The sequence below is a fragment of the Yoonia sp. SS1-5 genome, assembly GCF_038443705.2.
In the GTDB taxonomy this organism is placed as follows: Bacteria; Pseudomonadota; Alphaproteobacteria; order Rhodobacterales; family Rhodobacteraceae; genus Yoonia; species Yoonia rhodophyticola.
This window is the reverse complement of the sequence record NZ_CP151767.2, coordinates 2360464-2379999: the sequence shown is the minus strand read 5'-3', so window position 1 is coordinate 2379999 and position 19536 is coordinate 2360464. Positions and strand designations below refer to the sequence as shown.

General features: G+C 59.3%; 16 protein-coding genes, 1 tRNA gene and 1 pseudogene. 6 read left to right on the top strand and 12 right to left on the bottom strand.

Translation table 11 applies throughout. The features are described from left to right. Positions 1 to 13: 13 nt before the first annotated feature. From AABB31_RS13300 to AABB31_RS13260, 9 genes and pseudogenes are all read right to left on the bottom strand, one after another. Positions 14 to 400, bottom strand: coding sequence for a Na+/H+ antiporter subunit G (locus AABB31_RS13300; RefSeq protein WP_342077681.1), 387 nt, complete (start codon positions 398 to 400; stop codon positions 14 to 16). Further along, entirely contained in the window at positions 397 to 684 is a 288-nt protein-coding gene (locus tag AABB31_RS13295) for a K+/H+ antiporter subunit F (protein ID WP_342077682.1), read from the bottom strand. The genes AABB31_RS13300 and AABB31_RS13295 overlap by 4 nt, the downstream gene beginning before the upstream one ends. Beyond that, on the bottom strand, positions 681 to 1184 hold the full coding sequence (locus tag AABB31_RS13290) for a Na+/H+ antiporter subunit E (protein WP_373634850.1): 504 nt from the start codon (positions 1182 to 1184) through the stop codon (positions 681 to 683). The genes AABB31_RS13295 and AABB31_RS13290 overlap by 4 nt, the downstream gene beginning before the upstream one ends. Then, positions 1174 to 2729: pseudogene (locus AABB31_RS13285) on the bottom strand (monovalent cation/H+ antiporter subunit D). Before AABB31_RS13285 ends, AABB31_RS13290 begins: the two are co-directional and overlap by 11 nt. Continuing rightward, positions 2726 to 3061 carry a Na+/H+ antiporter subunit C gene (locus AABB31_RS13280; RefSeq protein WP_342077684.1) on the bottom strand — a complete coding sequence of 112 codons (336 nt, stop codon included), beginning with the start codon at positions 3059 to 3061 and terminating at the stop codon, positions 2726 to 2728. The pseudogene AABB31_RS13285 and the gene AABB31_RS13280 overlap by 4 nt, the downstream one beginning before the upstream one ends. Next, a complete protein-coding gene (locus AABB31_RS13275) occupies positions 3061 to 5913 on the bottom strand; it encodes a monovalent cation/H+ antiporter subunit A (protein WP_342077685.1) in 2853 nt (950 codons plus the stop codon). Before AABB31_RS13275 ends, AABB31_RS13280 begins: the two co-directional genes overlap by 1 nt. 228 nt (positions 5914 to 6141) lie before the next feature. After that, positions 6142 to 7341, bottom strand: a complete 1200-nt coding sequence (locus AABB31_RS13270; protein WP_342077686.1) for an ABC transporter substrate-binding protein — start codon at positions 7339 to 7341, stop codon at positions 6142 to 6144. A 171-nt stretch (positions 7342 to 7512) separates the two neighbouring features. Then, on the bottom strand, positions 7513 to 7638 hold the full coding sequence (gene ykgO / locus AABB31_RS13265) for a type B 50S ribosomal protein L36 (protein ID WP_010141322.1): 126 nt from the start codon (positions 7636 to 7638) through the stop codon (positions 7513 to 7515). Positions 7639 to 7713: 75 nt separating this feature from the next. Next, positions 7714 to 7788 (bottom strand) — tRNA-Val (locus tag AABB31_RS13260). Between the two features lie 151 nt (positions 7789 to 7939). Here AABB31_RS13260 and AABB31_RS13255 point away from each other — a divergent pair. Next, positions 7940 to 8803, top strand: a complete 864-nt coding sequence (locus AABB31_RS13255) for an N-formylglutamate amidohydrolase (protein ID WP_342077687.1) — start codon at positions 7940 to 7942, stop codon at positions 8801 to 8803. Between the two features lie 66 nt (positions 8804 to 8869). On the opposite strand, the gene AABB31_RS13250 is transcribed toward AABB31_RS13255, so the two are convergent. After that, entirely contained in the window at positions 8870 to 9961 is a 1092-nt protein-coding gene (locus tag AABB31_RS13250; RefSeq protein ID WP_342077688.1) for an isocitrate/isopropylmalate family dehydrogenase, read from the bottom strand. Between the two features lie 132 nt (positions 9962 to 10093). On the opposite strand from AABB31_RS13250, the gene AABB31_RS13245 reads away from it, so the two are divergent. The 4 genes from AABB31_RS13245 to otnK all read left to right on the top strand — a co-directional run bounded on the left by AABB31_RS13245 (position 10094) and on the right by otnK (position 14677). After that, a complete protein-coding gene (locus tag AABB31_RS13245; RefSeq protein ID WP_342077689.1) occupies positions 10094 to 11101 on the top strand; it encodes a tripartite tricarboxylate transporter substrate binding protein in 1008 nt (335 codons plus the stop codon). 85 nt (positions 11102 to 11186) lie between these two features. After that, on the top strand, positions 11187 to 11933 hold the full coding sequence (locus AABB31_RS13240; protein WP_342077690.1) for a hypothetical protein: 747 nt from the start codon (positions 11187 to 11189) through the stop codon (positions 11931 to 11933). Continuing rightward, positions 11933 to 13441, top strand: coding sequence for a tripartite tricarboxylate transporter permease (locus AABB31_RS13235; RefSeq protein ID WP_342077691.1), 1509 nt, complete (start codon positions 11933 to 11935; stop codon positions 13439 to 13441). Before AABB31_RS13240 ends, AABB31_RS13235 begins: the two co-directional genes overlap by 1 nt. A gap of 15 nt (positions 13442 to 13456) precedes the next feature. Next, entirely contained in the window at positions 13457 to 14677 is a 1221-nt protein-coding gene (gene otnK / locus AABB31_RS13230) for a 3-oxo-tetronate kinase (protein WP_373634848.1), read from the top strand. Between the two features lie 42 nt (positions 14678 to 14719). Here the strand turns inward: otnK and AABB31_RS13225 are convergent, their stop codons facing one another. Next, complete coding sequence (locus tag AABB31_RS13225) at positions 14720 to 16234, bottom strand: ABC-F family ATP-binding cassette domain-containing protein (protein ID WP_342077693.1); 1515 nt, start codon at positions 16232 to 16234, stop codon at positions 14720 to 14722. 273 nt (positions 16235 to 16507) lie between these two features. Between AABB31_RS13225 and AABB31_RS13220 the strand changes: the two genes are divergently transcribed. Beyond that, on the top strand, positions 16508 to 18295 hold the full coding sequence (locus tag AABB31_RS13220) for an acyltransferase (protein WP_342077694.1): 1788 nt from the start codon (positions 16508 to 16510) through the stop codon (positions 18293 to 18295). Here the strand turns inward: AABB31_RS13220 and AABB31_RS13215 are convergent. Further along, positions 18273 to 19526 carry a DNA polymerase IV gene (locus tag AABB31_RS13215; protein WP_342077695.1) on the bottom strand — a complete coding sequence of 418 codons (1254 nt, stop codon included), beginning with the start codon at positions 19524 to 19526 and terminating at the stop codon, positions 18273 to 18275. The two genes, AABB31_RS13220 and AABB31_RS13215, sit on opposite strands and share 23 nt — an antisense overlap. Positions 19527 to 19536 lie beyond the last annotated feature (10 nt).

Below are 19536 nucleotides of genomic sequence, written 5' to 3'. Positions count from 1 at the left end.
CGGGCAGCGCCCTTTATTGTTCAGCCTCGACAAACTCTCGATCAGCTTCGGGGACGTCAAGTGTGGACCACATGTCATCGCGGGGCGGCGATGGCGGGGTCTGACAGGACCGGCGGTGGATATTCACCTTGGCAATGAAATTGGCCGAGATTGGCGCGGTGACAAACAAGAACGCCATGATCAGCAACTCATGCATGGATCCCTCGCCCAGCGTATGGGAATGCGTCATCGAGGCCAGCAACAAGGCCCCGACCCCAACAGTGCCTGCCTTGGTCGGGGCATGCAGGCGGGTCATCCCGTCATTCAGTTTCAGCAGACCAATGGCTGCCACCAGCGTGAAACTTGCCCCGATCAGCAAAAAGACAGCCGTTGCGATTGTCCCAATCAGCGTAAAGGTCATTCGATGATATCCCCCCGCAAGACGAACCGGGCATAGGCGACTGTCGACACAAAGCCGAGCATGGCAATGATCATCGACGCTTCGAAATAGATCCGGGTGCCCTGGGCGACACCTAGCAGGATGATCAGCCCGATTGCGTTGATAACCATCGTATCCAGCGCCAGTATCCGGTCGCCGGTATCCGGCCCGATAACAAGCCGGATCATGGACATGATTTGCGACAATGCGACGACGCCGAAGGCAATGATCAAAGCCCAATCCATGAATGCATTTGCAAAGCTCATGCGAAAATCTCCTTCAGTCGCCGCTCGTAGCGCTGCTTGATCTCGTCGCGCACACCGTCGGGGTCATCGGTATCCAGCGCATGTACCAGCAGGCTGTGCCCCTCGTTTGACAGATCGGCCGACACGGTTCCGGGTGTCAGGGTGATTGTTCCGGCCAATATGCTGATGGCCTCGGGCTGGCGCAGATCAAGCGGGACGATCACCCAAGCCGGGCGCAGCTTGTCATTGGGCCGCGTCAGAACGATCCAGGCAACCTGGATATTCGCAACGACGATGTCCCACATGACGATCAGACAATAGATGACCATCTTGCCCATTTTGAAGCCGCGCGGCGTGTCGGGCCACCAGATTGATGTTCCCCATGGGATAATGACCCCAAGGATCAGTCCAAAGACAACCATGCCCGCCGAGACCTGATTTTGCAGCAATATCCAGACAATCGCGAGGAGAACTGTCACAAAGGGGTGCGGCAGCAGCCAGCGAAATGCTCTAGTACCCATCGTCTTCGCCCTCCTTTGGTTTGCTGAGTTTGCCGGGTGTTTCCAGCACAGTCTCTACATAGGCGGTTGGCGCAAAAAGTTGAGCTGCCGTGGCGATGGTGAACCGGTGCATCTGCCCGGCAAACACCGTATGTGCGATCAACAGCGCAACAAGCCCCCCGACCGCGACATAGGCCATTGGCGCAGGCGCCGCAGCTGGTTCTGTGTCTTCGGGGGGACGACGCTTTTGGCTTTCCAGAACAATGTGCTGCCGGCCCGGCCAAAGCCCACGACGCTGATCAGGCTAGCGGACAGGATCACTGCCCATGCCCATACCGCCCAGCTTGATTGGAAACTGGCATCCAGGATCATCAGCTTGCCCACAAAGCCCGAAAGCGGTGGCAGACCGGTCATTGCAATGGCCGCGACAAAGAACATCGCGGATGTCAGGACCGCACCGGATACCGGCGGCGCGGCTTCTTCCAATGTCAGGCTGTCGCGACCGCTGCGGGTCAGATCGACGATCAGGAACAGTGCTGCCGCCGCCAGTGTCGAGTGGATCATGTAGTAGAGCGCAGCAGCGATGCTGACCGGCGTAAAGAGCGATATTGCCACCATGACCATGCCCATCGACCCGATGACAGCAAAGGCGACCAGCCGGTCAAGCTTTTTCGCCGCCAATATGCCCACCGCCCCGATCCCCAGCGAGATCAGCGCGGCAGGCAGCAGCCACACATCATGCAGGCCATCTGTGACCTCGAGTTCGGGGTGAAAAACCAATGTATAGACCCGGATGATCGCGTAGGCGCCGACCTTTGTCATGATCGCAAACAGCGCGGCCACCGGTGCGGGGGCTTCGGCATAGCTGGATGGCAGCCAGAAATGCAGCGGGACAACCGCCGCCTTGATCGCAAAGACCAGCAGCAGCAGTACCGCGGCAACCCGGATACCGACAGTCGCATCAGGGTCAATCAGTTGGACCCGCGCCGCCAGATCCGCCATATTCAGCGTGCCTGTTTCCGCGTAGATCGCCCCAAGCGCAAACAGGAACAGGGTCGAGCCAAGCAGGTTCAACAGCACGTATTGCACGCCCGCCCGCAGCCTTTCATTGCCCCCCGCATGGATCATCAACCCGTAGGAGGCGATAAGCAGAACTTCGAAAAACACAAACAGGTTGAACAGGTCGCCGGTCAGGAACGCCCCCATAATTCCCATCAACTGGAACTGGTAAAGCGCATGAAAATGCCGCCCCCGGTCATCCCAGCCTGACCCAACCGCGTAGAGCAGCACAAAAAACGCAAGCACAGCCGTCAGCAGCACCATCATTGTCGATAGCCGGTCGGCCACAAGGACGATCCCGAAAGGTGCCGCCCAGTCACCCAGCTGATACAGCGTGACGGTGCTGTCCGAGGCTTGCCATGCCAGCCCAGCGGCGACGCAGATCAAGCCCAGCACCCCCGCCAGCGACAAAACCCGCTGGATGCCGATATGATAGCGCGCGGCCAGCACGATGAAGGGCGCCAGAATGGCGGGCAGGATGACGGGCAGGATGATCCAATGGGTCATGGCGCGTCCTCCGGCACCTGATCATCGACGTGATCATCATCTGACCCCAGATAGGCCCCTAGCGCGATCATGACCACCACGGCGGTCATCCCAAAGGAAATCACGATGGCGGTCAGCACCAAGGCTTGTGGCAGGGGGTCTGTATAGGTCGTGGCATCGGTGAGGATCGGGGGGGCGCCCACGGTCAGGCGGCCTGATGCGAACAAAAAGACGTTCACCGCATAGGTCAGCAGCGAAATCCCCATGATCACCGGGAAACTGCGCAGGCGCAGCACCAGATAAATCCCCGCCGCAGTCAGGATGCCGATGGCAGAAGCAACAAGCAGTTCCATTACACCGCCTCCGCATCGTTGCGCGATGGATCAATATCCATCGGATGTTCCGGGTCACGCACATGTGCCCGGCGGGCAAGGCGCGAAAAGCTTTCCAGCGACAGCATCACCGCCCCCACAACCGCAAGGAAGACGCCAAGGTCAAACGCGGCTGCGGTCGCAAGCTCGAATTTCTCAAAGGGCGGGATGCGCACATATTCGAAATCAGAGGTCAGGAAAGGCTTGCCCACAAACCATGACCCGATCCCCGTCAGCCCGGCGACCAGTACCCCGGCCCCGATCACCCCATGATAGGGATAACGCAACCGGTCCGACGCCCAGCTGAAACCGCTGGCCATATACTGCATGACAACCCCGATTGACACGATCAGGCCAGCGATGAAACCGCCGCCCGGCTCGTTATGGCCGCGCAGGAAGATGTAAAAGCCAACCATCATGACGACGGGCATCATGACCCGCGTCAGGACCACCATCATCATCGGATGCATGTCCCCCGCACGGGGCTGATCCGGTTTGCGGTTCAGCAGCCGGGCCCGGACAGGCCCGTTCAGCAAGGTTTCGGTCAGGGCATAGATCAGCAATGCCGCAATCCCCAGCACGATAATCTCGCCATATGTATCAAAGCCCCGGAAATCTACGAGGATCACGTTCACCACATTGGTGCCGCCTCCGCCTTTGTAGGAATTGGCAAGATGGAACTCTGAAATCGGGGTCGTGACTGCGTCGCGCAGCAGGTAGTGGTACGACAACGCCAATGCCGCCAGCCCCCCGACGATGGCTGCGCCTGCGTCGCGGGTGCGGCGCAGAACAGAGCTTTCAATTGGTGTCCGGTTTGGCAGGAAGTTCAGCGCAAGCAGCAACAGAATGATCGTTACCACCTCAACTGTAATCTGCGTCATGGCCAGATCAGGTGCGCTGAAGAAGACAAAGCCGACAGACACCATCAGCCCCACGATCCCGATCAGGATCAGCGACAGCAGGCGATTGCGATGCAGGAAGACCAACCCGACCGTCGCCGCAACCAGCATCAGCCAGCCGGCAATTGGCACGACGCCCGCAGGCTGCATGTCCCGGGTTGGCGCGCCAACGGCGCCCGTTGTCCAGGCGTGATAGCCGATGGCCACAACCGTTAGCGCCATAACGGCGGCATAGCGGCTGAAAGCCCCGTTATGCAGTGGCAGGATGATCGCGCGGGCCAGTCCGACAACGGCTGCGATGATCGCATCAAAGATTGTCTTGGCCTCGGGGCGCGGTGCGGCGTCCCATGCTTTCAGCAGTGCCTGGAAGATCGCCATCAGGATCAAGCCGCCCACAACCGCTACGATCGACATATAAAGGGCGGGCACCCAGCCATGCCAGATTTTCAGGTGTTTGTCCGGCACTTCGGCTGCAACACCCATCACCGCGCCTGACACCAGTTTCACCAGCGGTTCGGCCAGAAACGGCGCGCAGCCGATGAGGACAACCAGAACGACCAGCAGTCCGGGCGGGCCCCAAAGGCCAAATGGTGGGTCATGCGGCTTGGCGGGATAGTCATCGCGAACCGGCCCCAGAAACACATGCCCGATCAGCCGAAAGCAGTAGGCCGCAGAGAATAGCGAACCGATAGTCGCAAGCGCAGGCACCAGCCAGGCATTGTTGAACAGGACTGTATGCGTCGCCTCCTCCAGCATCATTTCCTTGGACAGGAACCCGTTCAGAAACGGAATGCCCGCCATCGACAATGCAGCAAGGGTGGCGATCACGAAGGTGACCGGCATCAGGTGCCGCAACCCGCCCAGCCTGCGGATGTCCCTTGTATGTGTCTCGTGATCAATGATCCCGGCTGACATAAACAGGGCCGCCTTGAATGTTGCATGGTTGAGGATGTGAAAGACCGCGGCCATGGCCCCATAGGGTGTGCCGGTCCCCAGAAGCATCGTGATCAGGCCAAGATGACTCACCGTCGAAAACGCCAACAGCGCCTTCAGGTCATGTTTGAAGAGCGCAATCACCGCCCCCAGAACCATCGTGATCAGCCCGGCGCTTGTGACGATCACGAACCATTCCTGCGTCCCGGACAGAGCGGGCCACATCCGCGCCATCAGGAAAATCCCTGCCTTCACCATCGTGGCAGAGTGCAGATAGGCCGAAACAGGGGTCGGCGCGGCCATTGCATGCGGCAACCAGAAATGAAACGGAAATTGCGCGGACTTGGTAAAACAGCCCAAAAGGATCAGGATCAGCGCCGGCAGGTAAAGCGGGCTGTCCTGAATCAGGTCCCTGTTCTGCAGAATAACGCTGAGGTCATAACTGCCGGCGATATTGCCAAGGATCAGCATGCCACCGATCATCGCAAGCCCACCCATCCCGGTGACGGTCAGCGCCATGCGGGCACCCTGGCGACCTTCGGGCAAATGCTTCCAATATCCGATCAACAGGAATGAGGACAGCGAGGTCAGCTCCCAGAAGATCAGCAAAAGCAGGATGTTGTCGGACAGGACGATCCCAACCATCGCGCCCTGAAACAGCAGAAGATAGGTGAAAAACTCGCCCATATTGTCCTCGCGGGACAGGTAGAACCGGGCGTAAGTGATGATCAGCAGGCCGATCCCGAGGATAAGGCTGGCAAAGAAAAAACCAAGCCCGTCAAGCATCAGGTTCATGTTCAGGCCAAGTGCGGGAAGCCACTCTGCCCCGACCATCACGACCTCGCCGGCCCAAACCGCAGGCGCGTGGCTTAAAAGGCCGACAAGGGCTGCCAGTGTCACCATGAATGTCACGCCGGCGCAGGCCTGTCTGCCTGCCGAAATCATCAGACCAGGCAGCAATGCGCCCAGGAAAGGCAAGGCAACGATAAGGAAGAGGGACACGCGAACTCCTGATCTATGGGCCTGATAGATGCCCCTGTGTGTTGCAATTTCGGGCCGACCTCAAGCGAAACCGACAGATTTTCACCCGCAGATGATGTGGCAGCGTGCTGTCTTTTCAAGATGTGATCGGGTGAATTTCCGCCAATTGGGGCGTGTCGGTGCCTGAAACGATTGTGGCCGCGACCACGCGGCAGCATGACCCCTCATGCGCCGCCGCTGGCTTTGGTGCTATTGCGCCCGGACGTATCTTTCCATGACCAGCCGGATCAGGCCCTGGCCCGCATCATATTGCTTGACGCCGATCAGGTAGGTGCCGCGCTCGACCTTGGTGGCGATCATGCTGTCCAGGCTGTCACCGCTATCGTCATTCTGGCCCAGTTGGCGGCCCAGATCGTCGAAAATGACCAGCCAGGGATCAACGCCTGTGGATCCGATGGCCTCGACCACGATCAGACCGGGTTCTTCGATATCGGTACTGAACCAGGTAACATTTTCGCTGGCTTGCACATCTTGCCGCGCGCGGGACTGCAGCGCGCCCAAATCGGTGACCGGAACGGATCCGTCCAGTGGCGGGGCAGCCTCGCCGCGGGCAAACATGCCCAACAACGCGGCTTCGGGATCATAGACGGACAGGCTGACCGTGATCGGAAACGTATCATCGCCAAGCGCGCCCAGACCCACACAATAGGTGCCCGGCTGCAGGGGTTCGCTGACATCAATTTGCGAGTTCAAGCCGTTGAAGTCGTCATTCTCGTCAATGAATGTTTCGTCAGCGTCGTAAAGGGTCACCGTCGGGTCGGCATCCTCACCTTCGGCGGTCAGGGTGATCGGGGTCGGGGCGTCAATGGTAAAGCTCCAATAGGCGGTCTCGGTGACCGGGGCGGTGACGCTGTCACCGATCGTGCCCATCGGCACGGCCGTCGCACAGTTTCCGGTCGTCGTGTCCGTAGCGGCCTCGGCCACGCCTGTGGTCAGCGGGTCATGCTCTGTGCGGCCGACGCGTACGAACGCGGTCATGGGGCCGCCCTCATAGCTGCGCAATGACATGCAGTAATCACCCGGTTCAAGAAATGCTTCGGCCCGCGCAGCCGCGTTCCCGCCAGAATCGTCGTCGGACAGGATGACACCGCCTGCGGCATCCAGCAGATCAATGATCGGGTCACCTGCACCGCGACCCGCGGCCTCGATCCGGACATCCGTACCTTCACTGACCGAAAACAGGGCGACATATTCATTGCCGCCCAGAACCAGTGCCATCTGTTCCTGATAGTTGTCCACGGTGCTGATATCGGAACTTGCCTGCGCACCACCAATCCACTGACCGTTGTCGCCAACGCCACCACAAAGGCCATTTTGGGCCAAGGCCGGTCCAGCAAAGCAGGCCAGGGTCAAGGCAAGTGGGGGCAATTTGGATTTTACGGCAGTCATGGGGGCGGTCCTGTATTCCTGAGGTCGGGGGCAGCCTATGATTTTCCACGCCTGTTGACCAGTCTGTCGCTGGCCAATTGCGCTGTGGTCGTGAGGTGGATCTTGATCCGCCATACGAAAAAAGCCGCGCCCGGTAGGGGCGCGGCTTTTTCATAGCTCTGGTCAGCAGGTTCAGCCCTGGCGGGCCTTGAACCGGCGTTGCGTCTTGTTGATCACATAGACGCGGCCCTTGCGGCGCACGACGCGGCAATCGCGATGGCGCTGCTTGAGCGAGCGGAGGGAGTTACGTACCTTCATGGGTGCGTTCCTTCATGTCGCGGCGCGCGGATTGCGCCTTGGGTTACTGTTACGGGCGCGTGCCCCGTGAATTCATGGTGGACGATACTGGGATCGAACCAGTGACCCCTTCGATGTCAACGAAGTGCTCTACCGCTGAGCTAATCATCCATGTCCAAAGTGGTATCTCGCATCCCATAAAGAAATAGGACGCGGGAGGCCCACGTCAGTCGCCCGGTCTATAGAAGGAGTCGGATGAGGGATCAAGGGCTTTTGGAAAATTTGGAATTCAGGTTATGTTGGTCGATAAGGACCCGATTTCTTGCATCAAACAGCCTATCATCTTGCCCGCCCGGCGGCCCGCACGACCAGTGTCATCTTCGCGTCGCCGCATAGCGGGCGCGATTATCCGCAATCGTTCCTTGATCGCACTGTCCTTGATGCTGCTGTGATCAGATCGTCAGAGGATGCATTTGTCGATCAGCTTTTTGCGAACGCTCCGGGATCCGGTGCGCCACTGCTGACCGCCCGCGCGCCGCGGGCTTTTCTTGATTTGAACCGTGGCCCGGACGAGCTGGACGCAGCCCTGATCGAAGGCGTGCGGCGTCACGCGCATAACCCGCGCATTGCCAGCGGCCTTGGTGTGATCCCACGGGTTGTGGCCAATGGGCGGCAAATCTATCGTGGAAAGCTGACCCTGGCCGAGGCGCATGCGCGGATATCGGGGTGCTGGCGGCCTTACCACGATCAGTTGCAAGCCCTGATTGATGAAAGCCATGCCGCATTTGGCGAAGCGATCCTGATTGATTGTCATTCCATGCCGCATGAGGCGCTCGAGAATGTGGGCCCGCCCGGTGCGGCCCGCCCCGATATCGTGCTGGGTGACAGGTTTGGTGCAACTGCCGCCGGATCGGTCGTTGAACAGGTCGAGGCCGCTTTTGCCCGCGCCGGCCTGCGCGTTGCGCGCAACATGCCATTTGCGGGTGCGTTCATCACACAACATTACGGCCGCCCGGCCCGGCAACAGCACGCAATTCAGGTCGAAATCGACCGCGCGCTTTATATGGACGAGCGGACATTGAAACCAAACGCGGCATTTGAACCGTTCAAGGCGATCCTGAACGGGGTCATCGCCGAACTTGCCGAGATCGGGCGCGGCGACGAACAACGGGTCGCGGCGGAATAGCTTGAACCGGCCCGATCATTGCCCATTCGCGGCGCAGATCATCCAAAATATGATAGTCGGGCGATACTATGTCACAAACAGCGCGCTCAGGATGGCGCTTGCTGCGGCCTCTGTATCTGCGGTACCGCCCAGATCGCGGGTCAGTACGTTACCGCGGGCAACGACCTCTTCGACAGCTTCGCGCAGGCGCGTGCCATCGTTGCGCATTGCGGCACTGTCATGCTTGATCCCAAGCCAGTCCAGCATCATGGCCGCCGACAAGATCATGGCAAACGGATTGGCAAGACCTTGGCCCGCGATGTCAGGTGCGGACCCATGGCAGGGCTGAAAAACGGCGTGGTCCAGCCCGATATCGGCTGACGGCGCAAGGCCCAGCCCGCCCATCAGACCCGCGCCCAGATCCGACAGGATGTCGCCGAACATGTTCTCGGTCACAAGCACATCGAAATCCCATGGCTTCTGAACCATCCAAAGGGCGGTTGCGTCCACATAGGCATGGTCGGCGAGGATGTCGGGATGTTTGCGTGCCTCTGTATCAAACATCTCGCGGAAAAAGGCGAATGCGCGGAAAACATTGGCTTTGTCGACGCAAGTTACCTTGCCGGGGCCGCGACCTGCGGTTTTGCGGTTCTTGGCAAGATCAAAGGCAAAGCGGAACAGTTTTTCGGAAATGTCGCGCGTGATCAGCAAGGTCTCGCGGGCTTCGTTCTGGCTGACCTCGCCCCGGCCTTGGGTATGAAACAATCCTTCGGTGCTTTCGCGGATCAGCACAAAGTCAATTTCACGTCCCTCCGGCATGTTCAGCGGCGTCTGCTGGCCGTGTTTCAACGTCACAGGGCGGACACCGGCGAACAAGGTCAGCGCCTTGCGCAGGTCGATCTGTGGCGAAATCTCGGTGCCATCATCGTATCGCACGTCTGGCAATCCCATCGCCGAAAGCAGAATCGCATCGGCGGCGCGCGCTGTTTCCATCGAGGCGGCAGGCAGCGATTCGCCTGTTTTTGCGTAATGCGCTGCCCCGGCGGGGGCATCCGCAAATGTCAGTGCGTAGCTATCCGACGCGTCGGCCATTTGCTGTAGGATTTGAACTGTTGGCCCCATGATTTCAGGGCCGATCCCATCCCCATGAAAAACCGCAATTTTGAAGGTCTTGGTCATACTTGCCCCTTTTGTGCCGCGCCGACTGTCAACGCATTCCTTGATGCACTCAATGGAAAAGTTGACAGCGTATCATTTAATGCATACGTAAATAAATGCAACAAAGAACAATGACGTCTGGGAGGACAAGCAATGACAATCAAGCTAGGGAAACTGGTGGCGACCGTCACATTGGTGACGGGGCTGGCAAGTGGCGTATCCGCGCAGGACTACCCATTCCGTGACATCACAACCGCCGTTGTCTGGGGCGCGGGTGGTGGCACGGACAGCATCAACCGCATGATCATGGCCGAGATGGAAAAACATCTGCCTGTGTCGATCAATGTGATCAATCAAACCGGGGGCGTGGCCGGGTCCAATGGCATGGTCTATGTCATGAACCAGCCTGATGATGGCTATACGCTGGTTGGTCTGTCTGAATCCAACGTCACCGCCGCCGTTCAGGGCGGTTGGGACAAGAAATTCGACTTTTGGTACCCCTTCATTGTCGGGGGCTCGCCTGATCTGATCTCTGTTCCTGCCGACAGCCCCTATAATAGCCTGGAAGAGCTGGTGGATGCGGCCAAGGCAGCACCCGAGACCATTCCGGCCGCCGCGTCCGGTGCGGGGTCGATTCACCATTTGAATCTGCTGGCGATCCAGAACGGCGCCGATGCGGAGTTTCTGTTTGTTCCCTACCAGGGCTCGGCCCCGGGTCAGGAAGCCGCGATTGCCGGAGAGGTCGCGCTGGTTGTGACCTCTCTTGCAGAGCAGGCGCCACTGATCGAGGGTGGCAAGCTGCGGCCGCTGGCCATGCTGACCGAAGACAGCGCTGAAATTGCCGGCCAGACGGTCCCGTCCGCCTTTGATATCTATGACGGTCTGGACAAGTATCTTCCGCTGAAACAGGCCATTGGATTTGCAGTGCATGACAGCGCGTCCGACGATGTGAAATCAACACTCGGGGCCGCTTTTGAACAGGCAATTGCCTCGGATGTTGTTGCAGACTGGGCTGCTGCGAATAATTACGACGTCGGCGGCCAGTATGGTGATGACGCAAAGGCCATCTTTGCCACGCTCGAGGCGAACTTTGCCTACACGCTGCAAGAGCTGGGCGCGACCACCGTTGACCCGGCAAGCCTTGGAATTGAGAAACCCTGACCGCAGGACGCTCAGTTCATAGGACTGAAAGGCGCGGGTCTCTCCCTCCGCGCCTTTCTTCGCGCAGCGACAAGGACAGCCCGGCATGAATGAAGACGATATCGCGACCCTGCGCGCCCGGGATTTTTGGGGCGCATTGGTGTTGATCGGGGTTTCCCTGTTCTTTCTTGTCCGCACGTTCGACATACCGTTATGGGGCGGCAACCGGGCCGGGGTCAGCGGGGCGGATTGGTACAATTCGGCTGCCATCGTGCCACTTGGTATCTTTTCCGCGATGCTGGTCCTGTCGGTTGTTTTGCTGATCATTTCCGTCCGCGCTGGCGGCGCCACACGCGCGCTAAGTGCTGTGGGCATCGGTTGGGACAGACAGGAAGCGATCCGTTTTACCACCATCGGGATCATTTTGTTTTTCTACATCGCGGGTCTGGTTCCGCGGGTCGATTTTATTGCCGGTAGCGGCTTGCTGATCACCGCATTGACGTTTGGGTTTCACCGGGGCCTGCCACGGCGCATGATACTGGCTGCCAGCGCTGTGGCGCTATGCGGTGCCTATGCGCTGATCGCGCATTTACCACAGGCCGAATGGGCCGCACATGATGATGACGTGGTGACGTTGCTTGCCTGGGCCACGTTGACCGGCCTGATGCTGTGGCGCGCGCGCGATGATCGGGTACTAAGGGTCTGCCCGGCAATTGCGGTGATTGCGCCCACCCTTCTGGTCTGCGCCATGGCCTTTGGTTTTCGCCAGAATGTGCCCAATCGCGGCGGCATTATCTTTACGCAGATCGAGTATCACTACTACGTCACCCTGCGACCGATCTGGAGGTCGTGATGGAATTCGTGCTGTCGCAACTGACCGGATTTGGCGGTGCTTTCGTGGCTCTGGTGACCGACCCGCTGACCTACGCCTATCTTCTTGTTTCGGTGTTTCTGGGGATCACGTTCGGTGCGCTTCCCGGGCTGACCGCCACGCTTGCCGTAACGATCCTGACCGGTTTCTTTGGCAACAAGATCCCGCTGGACTATTCCCTTATCGCGTTGTTAGGGGCCTATGTCGGGGCCATCTATGGCGGGTCCTACCCGTCTATTCTGTTGAATATACCCGGCACCGCGGCAAGTGCCGCGACGGCGATGGACGGCTACCCTTTGGCCAAAGCGGGCCGCGGGGGTGAGGCGCTGGGCCTGACGACCACAGCCAGCTTTATCGGCACACTGATCGGGACGATTGCCCTGCTGGTTTTTGTTTGGGTTCTGCTTCTTTTGTCCCAGAACATTGCCAGTCCGGAAAAGGCGCTGCTGGCACTTTTCGGCATTCTGCTATCGGGCACGCTGATGTCGGAAGATCTGGTTGTCAAAGGCTGGATCGCGGGCCTGATTGGGTTGGCCATGGCAATGGTCGGGCTTGATCCGCTGTTAAGCGAGCCGCGATACACCTTTGGCTGGTCCTATATGCTGAGCGGTTTTCAGGTCGTCCCCGTCCTGATGGGTGCCTTCGCCATTCCCCAGATCATCGACGGGATGCGGCATATGGATGTCGGCAAGGTCGCCGCGTTGAAAGGGCGCATTCTGCCAAATCTGCGGACAGTCCGACGACACTTGCCGACGATCACCCGATCAGGCGTGATTGGCACCGGGGTCGGTGCCTTGCCCGGTGTGGGCGAGGATGTTGCGGGCTGGGTCAGTTACGGGGTGGGCAAAACCGTCAGCAATGAAAGTGACACGTTCGGTAAAGGGTCGCTGGACGGGTTATTGTGTTCCGAAACTGCAAACAACGCCTGTATCGGTGGCGCGCTGATCCCGTTGCTGGTGCTTGGCATCCCCGGATCGCCGCCTGCAGCTGCCCTGATGGGCGCTTTCAAGCTGAACAACATCATCCCCGGCCCGACCATCGACCCCGAAATCATCCTGCGGGTGGTGGCAATCATGGTGCTGGCCTCGGTGACGATGTTCATCATGGGGATTTTCACAGCGCGCATCTTTATCAAGATCCTGCAAATCCCGCAGGTCGTCTTTCTGCCCATCGTGATGGTCCTGACGACCATCGGGTCGTTCAGTGTGGGCGGGGGGATCAATGATCTGTACCTGATGCTTGGGGTTGGTTTTGTGGCCTATTTCCTGAATATGCTGAAATTCCCGATTGCCCCGCTGGTTATCGGCGTGATCCTTGGCGGATTGTTTGATGAAACCTTCCGCCGCTCACTGCTGATTTCGGGTGGCGATCTGATGGTGTTTGCCTCGCGGCCGGTTGCGGGGATTCTGCTGTTGCTCAACCTGATCCTGATTTCCAGCCAGCTTCCTTTCATTCGGCGCGGGTTCCGGCGTTTGCGGGGACGGGTCTGACATGCAGGTGTTGTCATGAAGCTGGGCGTCATCGCGGATGACTTTACGGGTGCATCTGATATCGGACTGACGCTGGCCGAGGCGGGCATGACCGTGACCCAGTTTATCGGCGTGCCTGATGGCGCAGCTGACGCCGCGCTTGATGCGGGTGTCATCGCGTTGAAATCCCGGACGGCCCCGGTGGATCAGGCAATTGCCGCATCGCTGGCCGCCTGTGACTGGTTGCAGGCACAAGGGGCCGGGCAGATCGTCTTTAAGGTCTGTTCGACATTTGACAGCACGCCGCAGGGCAATATCGGCCCTGTTCTGGATGCGCTGGCTGCCCATCTTGGGGCTGAGGCCGTGATTGTCTGCCCCGCCTTTCCCGAAAACGGGCGTAGCGTCTATCAAGGCCATCTGTTTGTGGGCGACGCACTGCTGAATGAAAGCGGGATGCAGCACCATCCGCTGACCCCGATGACGGATGCGGATTTGCGCCGTGTCCTATCCGCCCAGTCGGCACGGGATGTGGGGCATGTTCCGGCGCATGTCGTGCAACAGGGGGCTCGCGCAATTGCGGCCGCGCTGCATGGCCGGGCGCATCTGATCACCGATGCGATCACGGATGCTGACCTGATCGCGATCGGCCGCGCTGCGAAACATTTGCCGCTGCTCTGCGGCGGATCAGGCATTGCCCTTGGCCTGCCTGCAAATTTTGACCGCTTGCCCAAGACCCCCGATTGGGCACCTGTTACAGGTCCTGGCGTCGTCTTCTCGGGTTCTTGCAGTATCGCCACCCGCCAGCAGGTCGATGTTTATGCCGCCAAAGCGCCAACCTTCCAGATCGACGCTGACCGCGCCGTTATGGGGGATTATCAGATCGCTGATATTGTGGCCTGGGTCGCGGCACAAAACACGACCCCGATGATCCATGCATCTGCCGATCCCGCCGTCGTGAAGACAGCACAGGACAGGTATGGCGCGGGCGTGGCGGCCCATGCGATTGAGACGTTTTTTGCGCGGCTGGCGCCTGCACTTGTTGATGCAGGCGTCCGGCGGCTGGTGGTGGCGGGGGGCGAAACCTCGGGTGCGGTGGTTACTGGCCTTGGCGCAAGCGCGTTGCGCATTGGACCGAGGGCCGCTGCGGGTGTCCCGTTGCTGCGCAGCGGGCCGACGGCGCTGGCATTGAAATCGGGCAACTTTGGTGGGCCCGACTTTTTTGCCCAGGCACTTGCGATGATGCAGGCCTCTGCCTGAAACAAGCCAACCATGGTCGCCCGCATGCCGGTGTCTGTCCTTTCAGCCCGTCATTTCGGCATTCAGAAATGCCTCTGGATCATCGACTTCCACCAGCCGCTTGCGTTGGATTTCCCAAAACCGGTTGCCCACATTGCGCAGAAAGCTGCGGTCGTGACTGACCAGAAGACAGGACGCACCATGGGCAATCAACTCGTCTTCCAGCGCCTCCTGGCCTTCGATATCCAGATGGTTCGTGGGCTCGTCCAGAAGATAGAAATTCGGCTGTTTCAACCGCAGGATCAGCATCGCCAGCCGGGCTTTCTGGCCACCTGACAAGGCATCAATACGTGTGTCCTGCATCTGGATATTCACCCCGGCCCCCGCCAGCAGCCCCCGGGCGCGCTGATCGCCGACATCAAATTGGCCGGCAACCGCCTCCATCGGCGTGTCCCACCCATCAAGCTGTGTCAGATGCTGATCGGAATAGCCTTCGACGACGGTGGGCGCGCATTTGATGGCGCCCTCTGCCCCGGTGATGGCCCGGTGGATCAACTTGACCAACTGCGTCTTTCCGGTGCCGTTGGCCCCCAGCAGAACAATCCGGTCGCCTTGTCCGATCCATTTCTTGCCACTGCGATAAAGATCTTTGCCATCGGGTGTTGTCACCGCAACATCGTCAAGTGCGATCAACGCCTTGGCATGCGTGCCGCTATTGGCAAGCCTGATGTCACCGGCGCTGCGGTCCTGATGTGCAGGTTTTGCGGCGGCCTCGATCTTGGCCGCCCGTTCGGTGAGTTGCTTGGTTTTGTTGACCAAAAGGTCCGAGCCCGAATTGATCCCGATATTCTTGAGCTTGGCGGCCTGTTTGCGCAATTGAGCGACCTTGTTGAGGTCGTTGGCAAAGCGGCGTTCATCCGCAGCGTCCGCTTCGGCCAGGGCGACCCGGGCTGCGGTGAAGGGCAATTGAAAGACGCGGCTATTCTCCTGACGCAGAAACAATGTGCGATTTGTGGTGGCGTCCAGAAAGGCCCGGTCATGGCTGGTGATCAGCGCGGGAACGTCCCGGGGCAGGGCGGTCAGCCACTCTTGCAGCAACCCGATGCGGTGAAGGTCAAGATGGTTGGTTGGTTCATCCAGCAGCAGCATGTCGGGTTCTGTCACCCAGGCCGCCGCCAAAAGTGCGGTGCGTTGCCACCCGCCGCTGAGCGATGACAAGGGCTGTTGCTGCAGGGCGTGCGGCACGTTCAGATCGTCCAGAACAACATCAACCCGCCAGCTTTCATAATCCGCCTGTTCCTGCGGCAAGGCATCCAGCACCAGATCGTATAACGTCCGCGCAAGGGCGTTGTCTGGCACATTTTGCAGAACATGGCCGATCCGCATGCCGCGCGCATAGGTGATCTGGCCCGTCGTCTGTTCCAGTTCCCTGGCAAGGCAGGCCATAAGCGTCGATTTGCCCCGGCCGTTTGCAGCCACAAGGCCAATCCTGTCGCCCTTGGAAATTGTCAGGTTCAGGTCGGTGAAAAGTGTCTCGCCCAGGGTGACGCCCAGGCCATTGATATTAACGATTGTCATGGTGCTCTCTTATCAACAAAGCGTGCCGCTGGCGCGGCGATAAGGGCAGACCGTGAAGATCATGCCCTGCAAACACGTTTACAGGGCAGCGCGGGGACCATGCTGGAGTCGGCGGATGATACGCATGCTCAGCTTGTGCCCTCCTGTTGTTGATCGGTTTCCGTGCCGGAAAGTTACGCCCGCGCGCGGGCTTATGCAATGCAGCCCCCTGATTTTTACGCGCCATTAACCATTAACCGGGCACATTTCGGCAGGCATCACAAAGGGTCGGGTGTGGCAGGGAACTACCGAACAGAGGTTGATGGGCTGCGGGCGGTGGCCGTGATTTCGGTGATCCTGTTTCACGCGGGGTTTGCGACGTTTTCGGGCGGGTTCGTGGGTGTCGATGTCTTCTTTGTCATCAGTGGTTATCTGATTACCGGGATCATCCTGACCGATCTGTCGCGGGGTGAATTCAGCCTGTGGCATTTTTACTGTCGCCGCGCCCGGCGCATCCTGCCCGCGCTGACGGTGGTGGTTCTGGCCTGCATTCCCTTGGCATGGCTGTGGATGCTGCCCGAGCCGTTAGAGAACTTCGGCCAAAGCGTTGTCGCGACTTTCTTGTCCGCCAACAACCTCCTGTTGACCCTGACCAGCGGATATTGGGACCTGGAGGCAGAGTTCAAACCGCTGCTGCACACATGGAGCCTCGCGGTTGAGGAGCAGTTCTATCTGCTATTTCCGCTGGTCCTGATCATCTGCTGGCCACGGCTGAAACTACGATCCGTCTATATTGTTGCGCTGATTTGTCTGGCCAGTTTTGCCGCCTGTCTGGTTTTTTATAGTAGCGCCCCGACCGGCACCTTTTATCTGTTGCACAGTCGGGCGTGGGAGTTGGGGATCGGCGCGCTGGGCGCGTTTTGGGAGCGGTCGCGACCGGTGCGCGGCAATGATCGGTTGGCGCTGGCCGGTTTAACGGCGATAGCCTTGTCGGTTTTGTGGTTCGATGAAACAACGCCGTTTCCGTCCGCCTACACCCTGATCCCAGTTGGCGGCACGCTGCTTGTTCTGATGTTTGGCAGGCGGGGCGGCCATGTCGCCCGATTGTTGCAGATGCGGGTTTTGGTTGGCATCGGGCTGATCAGCTACAGCCTGTATCTATGGCATCAGCCGGTCTTTGCCTTTGCGCGGATCAATAGCTACGAGGAACCCTCTGGGCTGCTATATGCCGCGCTGATCCTGCTCTGCCTGATCCTGTCGGTGTTGACATGGCGCTTTGTCGAGCGTCCGTTCCGCGATCCGCAAAAAACGTCCGGCATCTTTGTTGGTGGCACATTGATCGGCGCGTCACTGGCCGGTGTGGTGGCAGGCATCGCGTTGCACCTGCAGCAGGGCTATCCGGCCCGAATATTTCAGACCCGCCCGGATTTGGTAGCCGGGATGCATATGGCCTATAACGAAAACATCCGACAGCTGCAGCTTGCGCATTTTCCAAAACCGCCCCGGGGCCGCAATGTTCTGGTGCTGGGCAACAGTCAGGGGCGGGATTTTGCGAACATACTGCTCGAATCCGGCCTGACCGCACGGGACAATGTGGTGTATCGGGCCGATATCGCGCTTTGCGAATATCCGCAAATGGCAAGCGGCGACAAAGCACTCGTTGATGCGGCAGATATTGTGTTCCTGCCGGTCATTGCCGTCGAAGATGCGTGTTCGGGTTTTGTCGCGGGCAAGATGCACCAGAACCTCAATACGGTTTTCGTCGGGCCGAAGCATTTTGGATATAACTTGAACGTCTACGGGCAAATCGACCCTGTTCAGCGGCGGTCAGCGACGGCGCGGATTCCGGATGCGATTTTGGCCAGCAATGCGGCGAACCGGGCGATCCTGCCGCAAAGCCATTATATTGATCTGGTGAATCTTTTGTCGGATGACGGGCAGCATGGCCGGGTATTTGACGCTCATGGTGATATGATCCCGGCGGACCGCGTGCATCTGACCAAGGCCGGCGCCGTTTTTCTGGGCGCGCGGTTGCGGGATCACCCGGCCGTTGCGGATCTTAGCGCAGGGCGCGACCCTTGATGATGGCATCGCTGCCGAATTTCTCGCGGATCGCATCGGCTGCCTTTTCAGCCTGCGCGCGTTTCCCCGCGTCCGGATCCAGAAGGTCCCCCTCGCGATCCGCATCTGTGTCGGCCGTAATCTCGGACAAGCCCACGCCCAATAACCGGTAAGGTCCCTTATCGCCAACCTGATCGAATAGTCCCCGCGCGGTCCGGTAGATTGTATCGGCGATTTGCGTTGGATGATGCAGGCTGATCCGCTTCGTGATGCCCTTGAAATCATGCGTTTTCAACTTGAGCGTCACGACGCGCCCGGCCTTGTTCTTGGCTTTTGCGCGGGCGCTGACCTTTTCAGCCATCCGCCAGATATGCCCATCCAGAATGTCCACATTGCTGGTATCTTCATGAAATGTGGTTTCATTGGACAGGGTTTTGACCGGGCTATGGGCCGTGATCCGCCGTCCGTCTTCCCCCCTTGCCAGCGCATAAAGACGCTCACCCATGCCGCCAAATCGGTCATGCAGATCGCGCCGGTCCCAGCGCAGAAGATCATCAAAGGTGCGAATGCCCGCATTGTTCAGACTTGTTTGCGCCGCAGGGCCGATCCCCCAGATCAGGCGCACCGATTTGGGGCGCAGAAATGCCGTGGTCTCTGCCTTGCCGATGATGGAAAAGCCGCGCGGCTTGTCGAGGTCGGATGCGACCTTGGCCAGAAATTTATTGTGGCTCAGCCCGATAGAGCCGGTCAGGCCAAGCTCGGTCTTCATCCGCTTGATCAGTCTGGCGAGCATGACAGCAGGGGGTGCGCCATGCAGTCGGGCGGTGCCGGTCAAGTCCATGAACGCCTCGTCCAGTGACAGGGGTTCGACGACCGGCGTCAGCGCATCCATCATCGCACGAATGGCGCGGGATGCCTCGACATAGGCGTCAAAACGGGGGCGCACCACGACGGCCTCTGGGCAAAGCTTGAGCGCCTGAAACATCGGCATTGCCGACCTGACCCCCTTGATCCGGGCCACATAGCAGGCCGTTGAGACCACGCCGCGCCGGCCGCCGCCGATGATCACAGGTTTGTCGGCTAGCCCGGGATTATCGCGTTTCTCGACGCTGGCATAAAATGCGTCGCAATCCATATGCGCGATGGACAGGTCAAACAATTCCGGATGCCGTGTCACCCGGGGGCTACGACATTGCGGGCAGCGCTGTTCGCTGTCAAATGTTGAAAGGCAGTCACGGCAAAGTGCGGGCATGGCGTTATGA